Raw genomic sequence first — 3652 nt, 5'->3', positions numbered from 1 at the left:
GGGCGAGGGGTGGGTTGACTCCTGAGGACTCCCTAGTTATTTATTTATCACTGTTTAACCGGACATGATATTAATACTGTCAAACTATTCACTCACAAGCAAAGAAGCTATTGGAATGATTTACTTTTGAGACTTGTGCTTAGTAGCAGCAACTAAACCACCGATAGTCATTAGACCTAATAAACTAGAAGGCTCAGGTACAGATTCAGATAAGATACCACCTGCTGATGTAATCTCGAAATTGTAGAGACCTTCGTGAGAACCTTCAGCATTTCTGCAAAAACACTGAAATTTTCTCCACAGCCCTTGACAAAACCTCCGACTTATGAACCAAAGCAAACCTCACATACCCTTCTCCAGCTTTACCAAAACCAGCTCCTGGGGCTACTGCAACCCCAGTATTTTTCACTAAGTCCACACAGAAACCTACAGAATTATTGGCCCATGCTTCCGGCAACTTTGCCCAAACATACATAGTGGCCGATGGAGTAGGCACAGGCCAACCAATTCGATCTAATGCCCCAACAAACACATCCCGACGTTGGCGAAAAATATCCACAGTTTCTCGAACTACCTCTTGAAGACCAGTCAAAGCAGCGATCGCTCCATTGAGAATGCCTTGATACTGATTAAAATCAATACAAGCTTTAACCTGTCGCAAAGCTTGAATCAATTCAGTATTACCAATGGCATAACCAACTCGGAAACCGCCCATACTATAAGATTTAGACATAGTAAAAAATTCTATAGAAACAGTTTTTTCTGGGTCAGCTTGAAAAATAGAAGGAGCGATAGATTGTTTTTTGGGTGCTTGAGAAAAGGTATCAAAAACAAAGTCTAAATATGGAGCATCGTGAACTAAGACTAAATTATGTTTTTGGCAAAAAGCAACAGTTTCTTGGAGAAAAGATAAAGGAGCGATCGCTGTTGTCGGATTATGAGGGTAACTCAAAACCATCATTTTTGCCTGAGATAAGACAGCTGGAGGTATGTCTGCCAAAACTGGCAAAAACCCATTTTCTGCCAATAAAGGCATAGGGTAAACTTGACCCCCCGCCAAAAACACCCCACCACTATGAGAAGGATAACTAGGGTCTTGCAGTAAAGCAAAATCACCAGGATTAAGTATAGCCAAAGGTAAATGAGCCGTACCTTCCTGAGAACCAATTAGAGGTAAGACTTCAGTTTCTGGGTCTACTGGAATGTCAAATTTGTCAGTATACCACTGAGCTGCTGCTTGCCGAAAAGCTTGAGTGTTAGAAAATAACGAATAGCCGTAAGTAGTAGAATCTGACAAAGATTGAGCGATCGCTTCTAGAGCTTTGGGAGGCGCTGGTAAGTCAGAAGACCCCAGAGACAAATCTATTAAATCTTGCCCTGCTGCTTTTGCTAATGCTTTTGCCCGGTCCATATCGGCAAATACATTAAAGCTTAGGGGGGCTAAACGTTGTGATAATTGCATTTTGATTCCACCTCTGAATTGACTTGTGTAGTTATTATCTACTTTACTTTTGCCCCAATTTTGTCAATCTTCCAATACCCGCTGTCAAAAGTCAAAATTTGAGAGGCACACAGTCGTACATGGGAATTAGGCAATAATTGAAAATACTTAAATACACCCAACTCCCCATTCTCCCATCTATATTTCCATCAAGATTTTTATATCTGAATTCAGCGATCGCTCTAGGTTTCTCCACCAATCTCTGAAATACACTTGTATTGCATTGTATTATTGCGACATACGCATTAGCGGTACTTTGGGAAAAAATATGTTAAGAACAGCATCAAATCCTTATATAGTCTAGGTTTTACATTTAACCAACCTTTTTCCTGATATATCTAGGTTTTCCTGCGGAATGCTACGCAAAGAGCCATTTTTAGCCAGAGCAACGTATTTCCCTTGCCCCTACTAGCTTTGAAGGCATTTTCGCTATAAAAAATATCAAAGTACCGATAATTAAATGTTTATAGTGCGGGCATCTTGCCCGCATCGGGGTGTACCTCACGCTTGCTGGAATCTGCTGTCAAAGAATTCTCCAATCGTCATAACTACTAAATCTTTGTGATTCTCTTTCCTTGTTCCTTGTTCCTTGTTCCTTCTTACTTCTTCCTTCTTCAATAAAATTAAATACAATGGTATTAAGTAAATCAGCTATAAACAATGAATAATAACCTACAAAATAAATCTTTTAACCCACAAGATACAGAAACTCTGAAAAAATTGCAGCATCTCAAAACTAAACTTACCAATAATAACTCCCAAGAACAAAGAATAGCTGCTGTTAGAGAAGCACTTAAATTTGGTAAAGAAGGCATCAAACTTGTTGCCCAAATTATTCAAACAGAAACAGGAATAGTGCAATGGACAGCACACAATTTACTCTGGGAAAAAGCCACAGAAAAACAAAAAGAAGAATTATTACAATATCCTCGCTCCGTTGCTTTACCAGAATTAGTTAATCAAGGGATGAAAAAACGTTTAGGACGTGGATTTATCACAGATATAATTCCTTTAAAAAATAATTTAATTCTTGTCTGTAGTGCTGGTGGTGCTACCTTATTTCACATAGGTTTGAGTGACAATATATTATGGGAAATCGACTGTCCTGCTAGGTGTGGTGCGATTAATTCTCATCATAACTTGCTAGCTATAGGAGCAGATCCAAATATCTATTTATGGAATTTACGCACAGGTCAATTATTAGCAGAATTAAAAGGACATATTTCCCCAGTTAATAACGTTGCCTTCTCTCCAGATGGCAAAATATTAGCATCGGGCAGTTGGGATGAAACTATACGCTTATGGGATGTTGCTTCTGGCAAACAAATACAAGTTCTCCAAGAAAATATTAAACGAGTCGAAACAGTTGCTTTTTCCCCAGATGGCAAAATATTAGCATCGGGCAGTTGGGATGAAACTATACGCTTATGGAATGTTGCCACTGGCAAACAAATACGACTGTTGTCAGGGCATCAAGGTCGGGTGACAATGGTTGCTTTCTCCCCAGATGGCAAAATATTAGCATCGGGCAGTTGGGATGAAACTATACGCTTATGGGATGTTACTTCTGGTCAACTACTGCGAGTTTTACAAGGTCATAGTTGTAAAATATATGATGCAGCTTTCTCTCCAGATAGCAAATTATTAGTATCCGCAGGAGATGAAAACAATTTGCGTTTATGGGATGTGACTACAGGAAAACAGTTACAACTAATTACTGGCCATACAAGTTTTGTTAACAGTGTCGCTTTCTCCCCCGATGGCAGTTTATTAATCTCAGGTAGTGGAGATGAAACCGTGCGCTTGTGGAATGTTACCACTGGAGAATTAGTACACCTAATTCAAGGGTTTATGAATAGAGTGGAAAGTATTGCTTTCTCTCCCGACAGCAAAACCTTAGCATCAGGAAGTTGGGATAAAAACATCCGCTTATGGAATACTACTTCTGGGGAACAATTACGCATTCTCAAAGGACATGAAAGTTTAATCGGTAGTTTGGCTTTTTCTCCAGATGGTAAGTTATATCAAATCCGGTAGCATCGGAGTAATTAAACCTGAATTTTCGGCCACCAATGGTACTGGGTTATAGCCTTGATTGCAAATTGCTGTGTTAAAAGAACTTGACAACGCTCAAACAGAATTTCTTCTAAC

3 protein-coding genes are annotated in these 3652 nt (G+C 39.3%); 1 reads left to right on the top strand and 2 read right to left on the bottom strand.

What is annotated here, in order from left to right:
- Positions 1 to 120: 120 nt before the first annotated feature.
- Together F6K13_RS35365 and F6K13_RS23580 are read right to left on the bottom strand one after the other, a co-directional pair.
- On the bottom strand, positions 121 to 339 hold the full coding sequence (locus F6K13_RS35365; protein ID WP_124155404.1) for a PEP-CTERM sorting domain-containing protein: 219 nt from the start codon (positions 337 to 339) through the stop codon (positions 121 to 123).
- Positions 266 to 1462 (bottom strand): LL-diaminopimelate aminotransferase, encoded by a 1197-nt coding sequence (locus tag F6K13_RS23580; protein WP_124155405.1) that lies wholly within the window; start codon positions 1460 to 1462, stop codon positions 266 to 268. Before F6K13_RS23580 ends, F6K13_RS35365 begins: the two co-directional genes overlap by 74 nt.
- Before the next feature lie 699 nt (positions 1463 to 2161).
- On the opposite strand from F6K13_RS23580, the gene F6K13_RS23575 reads away from it, so the two are divergent.
- A complete protein-coding gene (locus tag F6K13_RS23575; protein WP_287288566.1) occupies positions 2162 to 3538 on the top strand; it encodes a WD40 repeat domain-containing protein in 1377 nt (458 codons plus the stop codon).
- Positions 3539 to 3652 lie beyond the last annotated feature (114 nt).

The organism is Okeania sp. SIO2B9 (genome assembly GCF_010672505.1).
GTDB lineage: Bacteria > Cyanobacteriota > Cyanobacteriia > Cyanobacteriales > Microcoleaceae > Okeania > Okeania hirsuta.
Note: the sequence above shows the minus strand (reverse complement) of the source record. Positions and strands in the feature narration are given on the sequence as shown.